At 61.0% G+C, this 14762-nt stretch carries 15 protein-coding genes and 1 pseudogene; 6 read left to right on the top strand and 10 right to left on the bottom strand.

The annotated features are described in order from the left end of the window. The first annotated feature begins 25 nt into the window (after positions 1–25). Positions 26–796 (top strand): hydroxyacylglutathione hydrolase, encoded by a 771-nt coding sequence (gene gloB, locus ASC90_RS16640; RefSeq protein ID WP_056542485.1) that lies wholly within the window; start codon positions 26–28, stop codon positions 794–796. Further along, entirely contained in the window at positions 796–1215 is a 420-nt protein-coding gene (locus ASC90_RS16635; protein ID WP_056542483.1) for a cupin domain-containing protein, read from the top strand. Before gloB ends, ASC90_RS16635 begins: the two co-directional genes overlap by 1 nt. Position 1216: 1 nt before the next feature. On the opposite strand, the gene ASC90_RS16630 is transcribed toward ASC90_RS16635, so the two are convergent. Next, complete coding sequence (locus tag ASC90_RS16630; protein WP_056542481.1) at positions 1217–2113, bottom strand: EamA family transporter; 897 nt, start codon at positions 2111–2113, stop codon at positions 1217–1219. Between the two features lie 30 nt (positions 2114–2143). Further along, a complete protein-coding gene (locus ASC90_RS16625) occupies positions 2144–2920 on the bottom strand; it encodes a DUF3108 domain-containing protein (protein WP_056542479.1) in 777 nt (258 codons plus the stop codon). Positions 2921–3162: 242 nt separating this feature from the next. On the opposite strand from ASC90_RS16625, the gene rpmB reads away from it, so the two are divergent. From rpmB to ASC90_RS16610, 3 genes are all read left to right on the top strand, one after another. Then, on the top strand, positions 3163–3462 hold the full coding sequence (rpmB, locus tag ASC90_RS16620; RefSeq protein WP_056542686.1) for a 50S ribosomal protein L28: 300 nt from the start codon (positions 3163–3165) through the stop codon (positions 3460–3462). Between the two features lie 116 nt (positions 3463–3578). Beyond that, a complete protein-coding gene (locus ASC90_RS16615) occupies positions 3579–4214 on the top strand; it encodes a queuosine precursor transporter (RefSeq protein ID WP_056542477.1) in 636 nt (211 codons plus the stop codon). A gap of 165 nt (positions 4215–4379) precedes the next feature. Further along, positions 4380–5828 (top strand): amidohydrolase family protein, encoded by a 1449-nt coding sequence (locus tag ASC90_RS16610; RefSeq protein ID WP_056542475.1) that lies wholly within the window; start codon positions 4380–4382, stop codon positions 5826–5828. 53 nt (positions 5829–5881) lie between these two features. Here ASC90_RS16610 and ASC90_RS16605 read toward each other — a convergent pair whose 3' ends face one another. From ASC90_RS16605 to ASC90_RS16590, 4 genes and pseudogenes are all read right to left on the bottom strand, one after another. Continuing rightward, the gene (locus tag ASC90_RS16605) at positions 5882–6895 is read right to left on the bottom strand and encodes an esterase-like activity of phytase family protein (protein WP_056542473.1); all 1014 of its coding nucleotides are present in this window, start codon (positions 6893–6895) and stop codon (positions 5882–5884) included. Between the two features lie 6 nt (positions 6896–6901). Then, positions 6902–8803: a cobaltochelatase subunit CobT gene (cobT, locus tag ASC90_RS16600; protein WP_056542472.1), complete on the bottom strand. Its 1902-nt coding sequence runs from the start codon at positions 8801–8803 to the stop codon at positions 6902–6904. Positions 8804–8815: 12 nt separating this feature from the next. Further along, positions 8816–9808, bottom strand: a complete 993-nt coding sequence (gene cobS / locus ASC90_RS16595; RefSeq protein ID WP_056542470.1) for a cobaltochelatase subunit CobS — start codon at positions 9806–9808, stop codon at positions 8816–8818. A 361-nt stretch (positions 9809–10169) separates the two neighbouring features. Beyond that, a pseudogene (locus tag ASC90_RS16590) lies at positions 10170–10709 on the bottom strand (J domain-containing protein); the annotation flags it as partial. 105 nt (positions 10710–10814) lie between these two features. Here ASC90_RS16590 and ASC90_RS16585 point away from each other — a divergent pair. Next, entirely contained in the window at positions 10815–11096 is a 282-nt protein-coding gene (locus ASC90_RS16585; RefSeq protein WP_056542685.1) for a BolA family protein, read from the top strand. 35 nt (positions 11097–11131) lie between these two features. On the opposite strand, the gene ASC90_RS16580 is transcribed toward ASC90_RS16585, so the two are convergent. The 4 genes from ASC90_RS16580 to ASC90_RS16565 form a co-directional block, all read right to left on the bottom strand. Further along, positions 11132–11611 carry a DUF2938 domain-containing protein gene (locus ASC90_RS16580; protein ID WP_056542468.1) on the bottom strand — a complete coding sequence of 160 codons (480 nt, stop codon included), beginning with the start codon at positions 11609–11611 and terminating at the stop codon, positions 11132–11134. 70 nt (positions 11612–11681) lie between these two features. After that, a complete protein-coding gene (locus ASC90_RS16575; RefSeq protein ID WP_056542466.1) occupies positions 11682–12992 on the bottom strand; it encodes an HlyC/CorC family transporter in 1311 nt (436 codons plus the stop codon). Further along, a complete protein-coding gene (gene aroB / locus ASC90_RS16570) occupies positions 12989–14119 on the bottom strand; it encodes a 3-dehydroquinate synthase (protein ID WP_056542464.1) in 1131 nt (376 codons plus the stop codon). The genes ASC90_RS16575 and aroB overlap by 4 nt, the downstream gene beginning before the upstream one ends. After that, complete coding sequence (locus tag ASC90_RS16565) at positions 14119–14706, bottom strand: shikimate kinase (RefSeq protein ID WP_056542462.1); 588 nt, start codon at positions 14704–14706, stop codon at positions 14119–14121. Before ASC90_RS16565 ends, aroB begins: the two co-directional genes overlap by 1 nt. Positions 14707–14762 lie beyond the last annotated feature (56 nt).

Genomic DNA, 14762 nt, shown 5'->3' with positions numbered 1-14762 from the left:
CGCGACAAAGAGGTTATTTGAGACTATGAAACCCTTGGATTTAGACGTTTTTCTCTGCCGTTCCGATAATTTTGGCGTGCTCGTCCACGATCCAGAAAGCGGATTTACCGCCTCGATCGATGCGCCCGACGCGAACGCCGTTATGAAGGCCGCCGACAGCCGCGGCTGGACCGTCACACATATCTTCACCACCCACCATCACACCGATCATGTCGAGGGCAATCTGGCGCTGAAGGAACGATATGGCTGCGAGATCGTCGGACCGATCAACGAGGCCGTCGCGATCCCGGGTCTCGACAGGACAATGGCCGATGGCGATACTTTCCTGTTCGGCGACCACACGGTCGAAGTCATCGAAACGCCCGGTCATACCGCCGGCCACATCTGTTACCATTTCATCGACGACAAGCTGCTCTTCGCCGCCGACACACTGTTTGCGCTTGGATGCGGACGCCTGTTCGAGAGACCGCCTGCCGACATGTGGCATTCATTGCAAAAGCTGGCGGTCCTGCCGGACGAAACCGCCATCTATTTCGGTCACGAATACACGCTCTCCAACGCACGCTTCGCGTTGACCATCGATCCTGACAACGAACGGCTGAAGAGCCGTGCGGCCGAGATCGAGGCGCTGCGTGCAGAAGGCAAGTTCACGATCCCGACAACGCTCGCGCTCGAAAAAGAGACCAATCCTTTCCTCCGCGCGGCCGACCCGGCAATCCGCCGCAACCTCCTGATGGAAAACAGGAGCAACGAGGACGTCTTTGCCGAAATCCGCAAGCGGAAGGACAATTTCTGATGTCTCCGGACGATGTTATCCGCGAACTCGGGATGCAGGCACATCCCGAGGGCGGCTGGTATGTGGAAACATTCCGCGACGGACATGGGGCACGCGCCCATTCGACCGCAATCTACTACCTCTTGAAAGCCGGGCAGCGCTCGCACTGGCATCGCGTGCACGATGCCGCGGAGGTCTGGCACCATTACGCCGGTGCGCCACTGGCGCTGCACCGTGCGCAGGACGGCGGCCGCTGCGAGACCGTGATCCTTGGCACCGATATCCTTAGCGGCGAGCGACCGCAGGCGGTCGTTCCCGCCGATTGGTGGCAATCGGCTGAAACGCTCGGTGAGTTCACGCTGGTCGGATGCACGGTTGCGCCCGGTTTCGAATTCGCGAGTTTCGAGGTGGCGCCACCTGACTGGCACCCCGCCACTTGAGTTATTCGGCAGCGGCGGGCCGCTCGATCGTCCCGGCCTTGCGCCGGAACATCTCCTGCGCGGCGAGCAAAGCACCGCCGGTGACAAGCAGGCACGCAATCGCAATGCGCCAGCTCGGTTCCGCAAATCCGAAAATGGTCAGGATCAACGTCGAAAGCAGCGGCGCGGCATAACTGGCCGCGCCCAGGATCTGGATGTCCCCGTTCTTGACACCATGATCCCAGGCGTAGAACGCCGCACCGACCGGAAACAGGCCAAGGCCCGCGACAGCTACCCATTCGAGCACAGTCTCCGGCCACACGGTGGCCTCAAGGCCGAGATGGCAAGCGAAGGACAAAACCGACGTTGCCAGACAGAATCCGGTAACGACATCCGTCGACACGGCATCGAACCGCCGCGTCAGCAGGGAGTATCCGGACCAAGTAAACGCGCAGAGAATAGCCGCGCCGTAGCCAATGGCGTAGGCGCCGTCGAAATCGATGCCGTTCCGCCCGACAATCAGGAAGGTACCGCCAAGACCGGCCAGGGCGCCGACAATGTGGTACCAGCGCAGCCTCTCTCCCGGCAACAGGGCCGAACCGACCACGATCAGCAGCGGCCAGAGGTAGGCGATGAGCCCCGCTTCCACAGCCGGGGCGTTGCGTAGTGCGGTGAAGTAAAGAAAGTGGTATCCGAACAATCCGGCAATGCCGACGATCCACACCTTGGCGGGCTGCTTGAGCAATGCCAGTCGTGAGGGATTGAGAGCCAGCACTAGGATGCCCGGAATACTGCCGATGGCAAAGCAGATGGCGGAAAGCTGAAACGGCGGCATCCTGCCAGAGGCTGCGGTCAGCAGCGCCAGAAACGACCACATCAGAATGGCCGTGAACCCAATCAACGTTGCCCGAAGCTTCACATATCCCCTTTCACGGGAACCCTTGCCCCGTTAGCTTGCGCTGTATTTCACCGCCGTGATGGTCACCGGCCCGTATTGCGTCGGGATACGGACATAGACGGGAGCATATACATTGGCCGCATCTGCCTTGGCAAACCAGATTTCCATACGGTTGCTCTTGCTGAGATAGACAATGTCGCTGCGGCCTTTCTTGTAACCGGATTTCGGAACGAACCGGACGCTGCAGACCAATGCCTTGCCGCTGAATCCCTCTGTCGAAAAATCCTGCGAGCCTCTGGGCGACAGCACCAGATCCATCCGCATCTCACCATCATAAATGGGAAGCCGTTGCGAGCAAGGATTGGAGTCGGCGGGGAAAATGAGCCCTGATATCGGATCCAGTACCGAGCGCAGGTCTCCGGCAGGGACATCGACCCAATTTGCCGGCGGACGGCGCGGCGGCTTGACCGTGGTCGAGGTTATGTTGCCATTGTTATAGCGAACCTCGTAGGTGCGCGCCCGTTTTCCGCTCTTGTAGTAAAGGTAGTAGCGCGAGGCCTGCAGTCGATCGCCCCGCAGCACGCCATCGACGCTTGTCTTGGCTGAAATGTTCGTCACCAGATCCGCCAGACCCGCAGAGCTGATATCGCCGGAAACCTTGTAGCTCTTGTCGTCTTCAATTCGAGTGACGAACGTGGCGCGAGCAATCGTCAGTATCCCGAGCGCAACCTTGTACTCCGTCCGATGCACGACCTCGCCAGCGCCGGCCGGAACGGCCATCAGCACAGCGAGGGCGGAAATGAGAATACGTCTGCCCATATGAGCCATGAAATGAACCTTGTCGTCCCGGCGAACTGGTCAGGCCGTCGAACACGGTCTATATCCTTGTCGTTCCATCAAGCAAACACCAGCTTTTTGACGGAATTGCGGGAAACGCCAAGGTTTGGCTTGACGGGCGCGACCTGCCTGATTATAGAACCGCAACTTTCCAATCATGGCCTGTTGGATTGCAAGCCCGATTTTGCGCGGGTCGGCAATAGATGGCCGAGAAAAACAAGAATAGGTGTCTCATGTCCCGCATGTGCGAATTGACCGGCAAGGCAGTCCTCGTTGGCAACAATGTCAGCCATGCCAACAACAAGACCAAGCGCCGGTTCCTCCCGAACCTGTGCCAGGTTACGCTGATCTCCGACGCGCTCGGCCAGCGTTACCGTCTTCGCGTTTCGGCTGCTGCTCTGCGTACCGTCGAGCATCGCGGTGGTCTCGATGCTTTCCTGATCAAGGCAAGCGAAGGTGATCTGTCGATGCGCGCTCGTCTGCTGCGCCGTCAGATTGTCAAGAAGACCGCCGAAGCTGCTGTCGCTGCTTAAACAGCAACTGCCCTTCTGCTATAAGGCTTCAAAAGGCTTGCACGGATAATCTCCGGACAAGCCTTTTGCTTTGCCTGCCGATCCCTCCAACTGGTGGCATACCCCAGGATAAAAAAATGCTGACGATGCGCTCTACCCTTATCTACGTAGCCCTGATGACGCTGGTCGTCGTCGCCTCGAACTTCCTGGTTCAGTTTCCCCTGCATGCCGAGCTCGCCGGCATCAATCTGGCCGATCTTCTGACCTGGGGTGCCTTCACCTACCCGGTCGCCTTCCTGATAACCGACCTCACCAACCGCCAGTTCGGCCCCAAGGCCGCGCGCAAGGTGGTGTTCGCAGGCTTCGTGGTTGGTGTCGCGCTTTCTTTCGTCACCTCTGTTCCACGCATCGCGATCGCATCCGGCTCGGCCTATCTTGCCGGTCAGCTGCTCGATATCGCCGTCTTCAACCGGCTGCGCCAACAGGCATGGTGGCGTGCACCGCTGCTCGGCTCACTGGTCGGTTCGATGCTCGATACAGCGATCTTCTTTTCCTTCGCGTTTGCCGCCGTCTTCGTCTTCATCGGTCCGAACGATCCCTTCGCGCTGGAAGCCGTCCCCATCCTTGGCGTTTTCACCGCACAGGCGCCGCGCTGGATCTCCTGGGCAATCGGCGATTTTTCGGTGAAGGTAATTGTCGGTCTGCTCATGCTGCTTCCCTACGGCGCCCTGATGAGCGTGCTGCGTCCGACACAGGCGGTTCGCGCCAACTGATCGGCAGCGCCTGGCGCTATCCCGCACTGCTCAAGTCTGACGAAAGCGACCGTGGCATCAAACCCGATGCCACGGCGCTGGACAATGTCAGATTGTTTGACCATTCTGCCCCTATAGTTGCATCCCTATCGTCGTCGGCCGCAGAGTTGAGGAGGAGAGTAAGCAATGATCCGGTTGGGTGGAAAATACCAGCATCTCGGCCACGGCTTCGGCTGCGGTTGCCTTTCGCCTGAGATTCAGCATGCGTCGCGCCGGCTGGAGTACCTTACCCGGCGGGGAGTTCTCAGCGGGCTCGGCGCAGCACTGTTCACCGCCGCCGCTCCACCACTCGCCTTGGCGCAGACGTCCGCGCCGCCGACCAGGATCCTCCTTAGGCAAGCAAAGGTGTTCGATGGGAAGTCTGCCACGGCACAATCCGGGGCGCAGATCTTGATCGAGGGCAACAGGATCGCCTCAATCGACACGACCAATAGTCAGCCGCCTGCCGATGCAACCGTCATTGACTGCGGCGGGCGCCTCCTCATGCCCGGCATGATCGACGCGCATTGGCACAGCCTTTTCGCCGCCGTTCCTATCACCATCGCCGTGACGGGAGATCCGGGCGCGATCTTCACCGCTTCCACGGCGGAGGCGGAGCGCACACTGTTGCGCGGCTTTACCACAGTCCGCGATGTCGGAGGACCAGTCTTCACATTCAAGCAGGCGATCGATAACGGCGTGATTCCAGGTCCGCGGATCTATCCCTCCGGGGCAATGATCACGACGTCGGGCGGTCACGGCGACCTGCGGATGCTATCGGAAATCCCACGCAATCCGGCCCAGCTCAGCATCGTGGAGAAATCCGGCGGTGCGATGATTGCCGACAGTTTGGGTGAGGTGCAGCTCCGGGTTCGCGAACAGTTCATGCAGGGCGCGTCCCAGATCAAGATCGTCGGTGGCGGCGGTGTTTCATCGCCGCGCAGCCCGCTCGACATGACGACATTCAGCGAAGGCGATCTCCGGGCAGCTGTTGCCGTCGCGAAGGATTGGAATACCTATGTCACCGTTCATGCCTACGCCCCCAACACCGTCCAGCGCGCCATAGCCGCAGGGGCAGCCTGCATCGAGCACGCCCATCTGATGGACGAGGACACGGCAAGGATGATGGCCGACAAGGGAATCTGGCTCAGCATTCAGCCGTTTCTCTCCGTCGAGGATTCCGTGCCGCTCACCGGCCCGTCTGCCGAGCGGCTGCGCCAGGTATTTGCCGCCACCCCGGTGGCCTACGATCTCGCGCGCAAGCACAAGATCAAGACCGCGTGGGGCTCTGACATGCTGTTCTCACCAGAGATGACCGCACGGCAAGGGACGATGCTGACGCATCTCAGCCGTTGGTATTCGAACGCCGAAGTTCTGCAGATGGCGACCTCGACGAACGCCGAGCTTTTGGCCTTGTCCGGGCCTCGCAACCCCTATCAGGGCAAACTTGGCGTTCTGGAGGGAGGAGCATTCGCGGACATGCTTCTCGTGGATGGGGATCCTCTTGAAGATATCAACCTTCTGAGCGACCCGGACAAGAATCTGGCCGTCATCATCAAGGACGGGCGGATCTTCAAGAACACGCTAAACCCGTAGGCGTCAAACAGACTACCATCGACACAGTGGCCCGCCGCCGAATTGTCGGCGCGCTATTCCACCAATCGGAATTCCAGCATCAGATTGCGCTGCAGCATAGAATGGTTGTCGTCGGAGACGAGAATGACATGCGTCGTACCGTCGACGGCGGTGAAGGCCTCAAGGCCTTCCATGTTGTCGATCTGGTAGTTGAAGTCGCCCTGCAGCAGAATCTCGCCGTCCATCACGGAACCTGGCTTGATGTCGGCGGACTTGATGCGACGGATGCGCATACCGATTCCCTCGGCCATGTTGAACCGACGCTCCAACAGCAGCAGGTCGCCGTTCGGCAGGAAGGCGCCGTCGGTGGCATCGTAGTCGCCGTAGTGGGCAAGTGCGAGCTTGCCCTTCATCGGCCCGTCGAGGATGGCTGCATAGGCGTTGCCATCGGCATCGAGGCTGCGCTCGGCAACGATGAGCGTACCGCCCTTCAGTGGGCTCGTCAGCGGAGAGACGGCTATGGTTTCGAAGCCCCGGTTGGCGCGCAGCGAGCGTTTCGGAAACGGGATAGGCATCGCGTCGATGGCGCGCGAGGTCTCGAAGCCCGGATTGGGATAGACATCCACGCGGTGATCCTGTTCGAAGGAGACCAGCACCCGATCACCATGCAGCGCGAGGCCCTCGGCATCCATATGGCCTTTGCCCTCGAAGCTTTGCCCGACGCGGTTGCGCATCGGGGTGATCTCGACATCCGCCAAACCCGAAAGGCGGCCTTGCGGATTGCGCTCGATACAACCGGTCATCCAGTGGCCGGTGTCCAGAACCCCGACGAAATGCGTCCGGTCCGGCTGGAGGCGGATGGATGACAGCGAACCGAACACCCGGTTGCGCGACACCATCTCCAGCCCACCGAGAAATTCGAAAGGCCCGAACCTTGTCTCGTTCGAGCCTATCTTGAAATCGGAAATGACACGGCTCTCGATGACCGACGGAAACGTGCCGGCCACCGCCGGCATGCCGGTCGCAAGGCCAAGAGCCAGCAGCGCCAAGAGTGCGTATTGTTTCCCAACCGCCCAGGCAGCGCTCATGCGCGGTCAGCCTGCGCGACGGAGACGCCCGCCTCGCGGCTGGGAGGCCTGATCCTCGAAGAGCGAGGCAAGCTGCTCGGTCATTGCGCCTGCCAGCTCGTCCGCATCGACGATCGTCACTGCCTTGCGGTAGTAGCGCGTGACGTCGTGACCGATGCCGATGGCCAGCAGCTCGACCGGCGAGCGGGTCTCGATGCGATCGATGACCGCGCGTAGATGGCGTTCCAGGTAGTTGCCCGGATTGACCGACAATGTCGAATCGTCGACCGGCGCACCGTCGGAGATCATCATCAGGATGCGGCGCTGTTCGCGGCGGGCAAGCAGGCGATTATGTGCCCAGATCAGCGCTTCGCCGTCGATGTTTTCCTTGAGCAGGCCTTCACGCATCATCAGGCCGAGATTGCTGCGCGCACGGCGCCACGGTGCGTCGGCTGATTTGTAGATGATATGCCGCAGGTCGTTGAGGCGACCCGGCGTCTGCGGCTTGCCGTTGGCCAGCCACTGTTCGCGCGCTTGTCCACCTTTCCAAGCCTTGGTGGTGAAGCCTAGGATCTCGACCTTGACGCCGCAACGTTCGAGCGTGCGAGCCAGAATATCGGCGCACGTGGCGGCGACCGTGATCGGTCGTCCGCGCATCGAGCCTGAATTGTCGATCAGCAGGGTTACGACGGTATCACGGAACTGCGTGTCGCGCTCCATCTTGAAGGACAGCGCCTGCATCGGGTCGATGATCATGCGCGTCAGGCGCGCCGGATCGAGATAGCCCTCTTCGAGGTCGAAGTCCCAGGAGCGGTTCTGCTGCGCCATCAAACGGCGCTGCAAACGGTTGGCCAGGCGACCGACGGCGCCCTGCAGATGCGCCAGCTGCTTGTCGAGGAAGGCGCGCAGGCGCTCGAGCTCGGCCGCATCGCAGAGTTCCTCGGCGGTGATCGTCTCGTCGAAATCCTCGGTGAAGACGTGGTAATCGACCTTCTCGTTGAAGTCGTCGAACGGCGTGTTCGGACGGCGGGTCTCGCCCGGCGTCTCCGAATCGTCCTCGCCTTCCTCCATCATGTCGTCGTCGGAGATCTCGGCGCCTTCGGTCTCGCCGTCCTCCATCTGCTCGTCGGCGACTTCGCTGTCTTCGACGGGCGCGGCATCGGAGCCGGCGTCATCGTCGACTTCGTCGTCGTTCTGCTCCTCGCCGCCCGGCTGATCCTCCTGATCCGATTGGTCGTCGGACTCGGGGTCGCTGTCGTCGTCGCCATACTCCTCGGCCATTTCCATGGCCGACAGCATGTTGCGGATGACCTTCGAGAAGGCCTGCTGGTCGGTGATGACATTCGAGAGATTGTCGAGTTCCGACCCGGCCTTTTCCTCGATGAAAGAGCGCCACAGATCGAGCACCTTACCACCCGACGCCGGTGGCTTCTGGCCTGTCAGCTTCTCGCGCACCATCATGGCAACAGCTTCGCCGACGGGCGCATCTTCCTGGCGTTCGATGCCGGTGAAGTTCGCCTTGGCGTATTTCTCCTCGGTCATGGAACGCAGGTTGGCGGCAACGCCTTCCATGCGCAGCGCACCAATGGATTCGACACGCGCTTGTTCCACCGCATCGAAGATCGCCCGCGCGTCGGAGCCCTGCGGCGCCATCGTGGCGTGCACCTTCTCGTCATGGCAGGCAAGCCTCAGCGCCATCGAGTCGCCAAGACCGCGCGTAACCGCGAGCTCGTGCGCCGTCGGTCGCTTGGAAAGCTCCGGCAGGCGAATGCGCTCGGCCGTCATTCCGGGGCGCTCATTGGCGAAGGTTACTTCGACCTCGCCGTCGCCGGCGATGGCGCGCACGCTGCCGGTTATCGCCCTGCGTAACGGCTCCACGTCGACCGGCGAGCCAGGCTTTGCTTTCGAATTGTCACCGCGAGCTGCCATGATCGATTGGCCTCAGGCCTCCAGGACGATGTTGGCAGCACTTTCCTTCAGCTCGACACCGAAGGCGCGCTGATAGTGTTCGGCGACCAGCGGACGCTCCAGTTCGTCACACTTGTTGAGGAAGGTGACGCGGAAGGCGAAGGCAAGATCACCGAAGATCTCGGCGTTTTCAGCCCAGGTGATGACGGTACGCGGGCTCATGACGGTCGACAGGTCGCCGTTCATGAAGGACGCGCGGGTCAGATCGGCAACCCGCACCATCTTGGAGACGGTGTCACGGCCGTTCTTGTCCTTGCCGAAGCTTTTCACCTTGGAGGCGACGATATTTACTTCATGATCGTGGGGCAGGTAGTTCAGCGTCGTGACGATCGACCAGCGGTCCATCTGCGCCTGGTTGATCTGCTGCGTGCCGTGATAGAGGCCCGTGGTATCGCCCAGACCGATGGTGTTCGCCGTCGCAAACAGCCGGAAGGCAGGGTGAGGGCGGATAACGCGGCTCTGGTCAAGCAGCGTCAGGCGGCCGGACGATTCCAGCACGCGCTGGATAACGAACATCACGTCCGGGCGGCCGGCATCGTATTCGTCGAAGACCAGCGCCACATTGTGCTGATAGGCCCAGGGCAGGATGCCGTCCTTGAATTCGGTGATCTGCAGGCCGTCCTTGACGACGATCGCATCCTTGCCGACGAGGTCGATACGGCTGACATGGCTGTCGAGGTTGATACGCACGCACGGCCAGTTGAGGCGCGCTGCTACCTGCTCGATGTGCGAAGACTTGCCGGTGCCGTGGTAGCCCGAAATCATCACGCGTCGATTGTGGGCAAAGCCGGCAAGAATGGCGAGCGTCGTCTCGCGATCGAAGAGGTAGTCCGGGTCGAGATCCGGGACATAGGCGCTGCCCTGGCTGTAGGCCGGAACGCGGATGTCGGAATCGATGCCGAAGACGTCCCTGACCGAAACGGTAGTGTCTGGAATCTCGGAAATATCAAGGTCAATCTTGCTCATCATGTCTCCAAGGAGGGTGACCGACACCCTGCCATACTGTCTCAGTCCAGTTTGCAACCACGGCGCCGCAGAAGGTCCGCGCCCGCTCATGTCGGGACGTCGGCTATGCTTCTCCGGGACTGAAACCAAACCTCGGGGCGACAGATCGATCGCTTGCGAGCATTCTTGAACATAGTCCCGGACAAGAAATGCCGCATCCGGAAGTGGCCGAGGCGCCTGGGGGGCAAACGCAAAAACACATGCCGCGGTTGCCTGCGGCCTCAGCCGATTTGGACCATACCCGATTGAAGACCAAGAGCAAGGACGGGAATCGATCCGCAGGAAGTCGCCAATCTCGTAGCCTACGTGGCGAGCCCGCTTTCCCGCCATTGGCATCCGGGTGGTGCTTCTTCACCAGTTCCTTGTAGCGACTCTTGATCTCGGCCGAGGTGGCGTTGGCCGCCAGGTCCATGGTGTCGAAGGCCTTGGCTTCCAAACTTTTAAGCTTGCGCTGTTCGGGAAAACGCGGGCCGCTGCTCTTCGCATCCTTAACAAAGCCGAAGGGATCACGAACGCGGGTATAGGCGCCCGAGCGCACTTCCGACTGGATGGGGCTGTCTTTCGCCGACTTGTTGACGCCGACGGTCCAGGTCGGGCGATGGCCGGTGATCGCCTCTTTCTGGTAGCGCGCGATCTCGCCGTCCGAGAGGCCGGAGAAATAATTGTAGCCCTTGTTGTATTCCTTGACGTGCTCGAAGCAGAACAAAAAGAACTGTCCCTCGGCATTGCGTCCGACGGGAGCGCGATGCACGCCTTTTTTGTCGCAGCCGTCCCACTGACAGGAAGGGGGGGCCTGTTCGGGTTCCTGCTCGCGTTTGCGGCGGGTGCGGATACGGTCGAAATATTTGGAATCGAGTCTCATGACGGCGCTAATTATGGGGCTCAGAAGAGCCAAGGACAAGAATTGACAAACGGGAATGTTGCTGGCTTGGTGGGAACCTTTTTCGCAAAGCAGCAAGATCGGCCAATGACCCTGCAATCCTCCATCGAAGAAAAGCTGACGACGGCCTTCGCGCCCGAACGCCTTGATGTCATCAACGAAAGCCATCTGCATGCTGGTCACCAGCCCGATATTACCGGCGCCGGGGAAACGCATATGCGGGTACGCATCGTGTCCGCCAGCTTTGCCGGCATGACGAGGCTGGCGCGCCATCGCGCCATCACGGAACTGCTGAGGCCGGAGCTTGATGCCGGACTGCACGCACTCGCCGTCGAACCCGCAGCGCCCGGCGAGCCGGTGCGCTGGTAGAGCTTGCCGCATGACACGCGAGCGCCGGAGCTCGGTCAGCGAATGATCAGTGCCGTCGCATAGAGACCGAAACCGAAGACCGTGTGAGCCACGAGATTGAGAAACCGGACCTTGTTGGGGTTCGCCGTCTTCGATGCCGCCCAGCCGATTCCCAGACCGGGCTGCAGCAGAAACCAGCCGGCGCCAACCGTCAGGATCGCCCAGATCCAGGCCGGCAGAAGCGTCGGCTCCGCCAGCCAGCCGGGGCCGGTGATCAGCACCAGCAGGATGCCGTATAAAATGCCGATGGCGTAGTGGCTGATCCAGCCGAGCGCCAGTTCATGCTCATATGGCGCGGCGGCCCCGATATCGTCGTGGAATACCTTGCCGGTGCGCAGATGCCAGAACCAGCGGCCGACCGGCGCCCAGTTGGGCATCCCTCCGTTCGTCGCCTTGGCGAGAAGGATTGCCCAGATGTCCATGAGGGCCGTCGCGCCCATGCCTATGACGACCGAGCGCCAGAAAATATCGAACATATTAAATCCATGATGATCCTGCGCGCCTTGAGACAATCTCCTCCCGCGGCGCGCAATGGGTGGTAAGGGGTCAGGCCGGGTTCGCCTCGTTTTCTTCCGCTGGCCGGATACGCAGCTTGGTGATGCGGTTCCTGTCCCGCTTCATGACGATGAAACGCTTGCCATAGAAGGTGAAAGCCTGCCGCTCTTCGGGGATCGTCATCGATTCGTGGATGACCAGGCCCGCAATCGTTGTCGCTTCCTCATCGGGCAGGTTCCAGTCTAGCGCCCGGTTGAGGTCGCGAATGGGAACATTGCCGTCAACCACGATCGAACCGTCCGCCTCCTGGCGCACACCTTGGATGTCGATGTCGTGCTCGTCGGCGATGTCGCCGACGATTTCTTCGAGAATATCCTCGAGCGTCACGATGCCCTGCACCTCGCCATACTCGTCGACGACCACTGCAAAGTGCTGCTTGCGGCGCAGGAAGGCGTTCAGCTGATCTTCGAGACTGGTACTGTCCGGCACAAACCACGGCTTCTGCGCGATCTTGGCGATATCCAGGTGCTCGGGCTCGGCATCGCGCTCGGCGAGCGCGCGCAGGAGGTCCTTGGAATGCACCACGCCAATGATGTTGTCGGTGGTGCCGCGCCACAGTGGCATGCGCGTGAATGGGCTGTCCAGGATGGTGCGGACCACCACCTCGGGCGGATCATCCGCATTGATGCAGCGCATCGCCATGCGGTGAACCATGATGTCGGAGAGTTCCAGCTCGCCAAGGTCGAGCACGCCGCCGAGCCGGTCGCGGTCGGCTTTGACCACGGAGCCTTCGCGATGCAGAAGGTCGACCGCGCCGCGCAGCTCCTCATGGGCCGAAAGCATGGAAGTCTCGCGAGACAGGTTGATGCCGAAGAGCGACAGGATCCACCGCACGATCATGTTCACGAAGGAGGAGATGGGACCGACGACGGCGACGAACATCTTGACCGCGAAAGCCACCTTGAGCGCAAATTGCTCCGGTATCGAGATCGCCCAGCTTTTCGGCAGCACTTCGGCAAAGACCACGAGAATGACGGTCATCGCCAGTGTCGCAAGCGCCACGCCCGAATTGCCGAAGATCCCGAGAAAGACACTCGTTGCAATCGAGGACGATAGGATGTTGGCGAGATTGTTGCCAATCAGCAGCGCGCCGATCAGCCGGTCGCGACGCTCGATCAGCTGGCGTACCATTCCGGCGCGCTCTTCGCCGTTGGCTTCCAGCGTGTGGATGCGGCTGCGCGATACCGCGGTCAGCGCTGTTTCCGAACCGGAGAAGAAGGCAGACATCAGAACGAGTGCCACGATGGAAATAATTTCCGGCCAGTATGCGGAAAGAAATGCCAGCGTGCCGTCGAGGGTCATTGAGGGTGTTTTTCCTTGAGAAAGCTCAACACTTCCGAAGCCGGTACATCGTTGGCGACGAAGGACTTGCCGATGCCATGGGTCAGGATGAAGGTGAGCTGCCCGTTCTTGACCTTCTTGTCCTGCGCGATCGCATCCATCAGCACCTCCGCAGGCGGAAGCGCGCCGGGGATTTCAGACATGCGCGTCGGCAAGCCGACCTCTCTCAGATGACGCTCGACGCGGCGCGCATCATCGGGGCTCGCGAGGTTCATGCGAGCCGAGAATTCATGAGCCAACACCATGCCGATCGAAACGCCCTCGCCGTGGACAAGACGTGCGCTGTCGTAGGCCGTGGCCGCCTCGAGCGCATGGCCGAAGGTATGGCCCAGATTGAGCAGGGCCCGCTGGCCAGTCTCGCGTTCGTCCGCGACGACGACATCCGCCTTGGCCTGGCAGCTGGTCGCAATCGCCTCGATGCGAGCGGAGCCGCCTGAAAATACGGCTTTCCAGTTGGTTTCCAGCCAGTCGAAGAACTCCGGCTTGTCGATCAGTCCGTATTTCGCGACCTCAGCATAACCGGCGCGAAACTCTCTCTGGCTCAGCGAATTCAAAGCATCCGTATCGGCAAGTACGAGATCGGGCTGATGGAACACGCCGATCAGGTTCTTGCCATGGCGGCTATTGATACCGGTCTTGCCGCCGACGGACGAGTCCACCTGCGACAAAAGCGAGGTCGGCACCTGTACGAAGCGAACGCCGCGACGCACTATGCCAGCTGCAAATCCCGACAGGTCGCCGATGACACCGCCACCCAGCGCAACAACGCAATCGTTGCGCTCGATGCGCGCTTCCAGGACCTTGTCGCAGGCAGCCATCAGATGCTCGAAGCTTTTCGTCTTCTCGCCGGCAGGCAGGACCAGTGTTGAGGACGCGATCCCGGCGCCTTCGAGGCTGTCCACGAGCGCGTCGAGGTAGAGCGGCGCAACGTTCGCGTCGGTGATAACAGCCGCCTTGCGCCCCTTGAGCCGCGCGGCGATCTCGGCACCGGCGCACGCGATCAGGCCAGGCCCGATCACGATGTCATAGGCGCGCTCGCCAAGCGGCACATGAACTTTGCGTTCGATAGAGGCGGCAACGGCATTCATCAGGCTGCACTTTCAGTTTGGGATTCGATCACCGCCTTCAGCACGTCCTCGGCCATGATCTCCTTGCGCACGTCGCGGGAGACTACGGTAAGGTCGGCAAGCGCGTAAACCGGATATCGGGCATTCATCAGGTTTTCGAGCGTCTGCCTGGGGTTTTCCGTCTTCAGCAGCGGGCGTGTGTCACGTTTGTTGACACGCTCCCAAAGCACGTCGAGATCGGCCTTCAACCAGACGGAAACACCGCCCTTCTTGATATGCCTGCGGGTGCGGTCGTTGATGAAGGCTCCACCACCGGTGGACACCACGCGCGGACCATTCTTGAGCAGTCGCTTCATCACCCGCGTCTCGAGCGAACGAAACTCCTCCTCGCCGTACGCGGCAAAGAGTTCGGTGATCGACATGCGCGAAACGCGCTCGATTTCGAGATCGCTATCGACGAAGGGGACGCCCAGCTGAGTGGCGACAATCCGCCCGACGGAGGACTTCCCGGCACCCATCAGGCCCACGAGGATCAGATTGCGCGAGCCGAGCGCGGCACGACCTCTGTCTCTCAGGCTTTCGGCAACGGTCAGGACTGGGTCGCTCATTGGTCCATTCATACTTTGTTTGCGAACGGTATCGACAAATGCAGGTGTAGCGTCAA

This window comes from Rhizobium sp. Root1220 (genome assembly GCF_001426265.1).
Lineage (GTDB): Bacteria > Pseudomonadota > Alphaproteobacteria > Rhizobiales > Rhizobiaceae > Rhizobium.
This window is presented reverse-complemented; position numbering and strand designations above follow the sequence as displayed.